Below are 785 nucleotides of genomic sequence, written 5' to 3'. Positions count from 1 at the left end.
GTGTCTGACTGTTTGTCTTTGCTCCCTTTCGGAAAGGAGTCCTTATGACGAAGACGAACAGTCACAAACCAAAAACCAGTACACAAAACAAAAAAGTCAAAGACAGCGGTGCCAGGCTGATCTTTGGTGATCCCATCCTCTGCGCCCAGTTCCTTCGCGGATATACGGATATCGAACTTCTAAAAGATGTCCAGCCGGAAGATATTGAGGACGTCACAGATCGCTTCATCTCCGTATGGCAGGAAGAACGGGATTCCGATACGGTAAAGAAGATCCGTCTGAAAAATCAGGAAGACATAGACACTCTTTATCTGATCACGCTGATCGAGCATCAGACCAAGGTCGACTATGATATGTCTTTCCGGATTCTGCGCTATATCGTCCTGATCCTGACAGATTATGCCGCAGAGGCCGAGAAAAAACAGGCCGGGTGCACAGCTTTAAAGGGCTTCCGGTATCCTCCTGTTCTTCCAATTGTCTTCTATGATGGAGACCGGAACTGGACAGCTGCAAAAAACTTTCAGGAACGCACCGCACTTTCCGATCTTCTGGGAGAGTATATTCCAAACTTTCAGTATCTGGTCGTGCCGCTCTCCCGCTATTCCAATCAGGAGTTGATTGAAAAAGAAGATGAGTTGTCTTTGATCATGCTAATTGACAAACTGCGAAGCTCCGCCGAATTTCACGAACTCGCAGAAATTCCGGATGACTATTTGGAGAAGATCAGCCGTGACTCCCCTGAGTCTCTTTTAAAACTGATCGCCAAGATCATTGCGGCATTCCTG

Annotated in this window: 1 protein-coding gene; it reads left to right on the top strand. The window is 47.0% G+C overall.

The window, feature by feature from the left end; genetic code table 11:
* Positions 1 to 44: 44 nt before the first annotated feature.
* Positions 45 to 785, top strand: a 741-nt coding sequence (locus H6A32_RS15805; protein WP_204864820.1) for an Rpn family recombination-promoting nuclease/putative transposase, incomplete at its 3' end; no start/stop codon positions are given.

The organism is Drancourtella massiliensis, from assembly GCF_016900655.1.
Taxonomy (GTDB): domain Bacteria; phylum Bacillota; class Clostridia; order Lachnospirales; family Lachnospiraceae; genus Sellimonas; species Sellimonas catena.
This window is presented reverse-complemented; position numbering and strand designations above follow the sequence as displayed.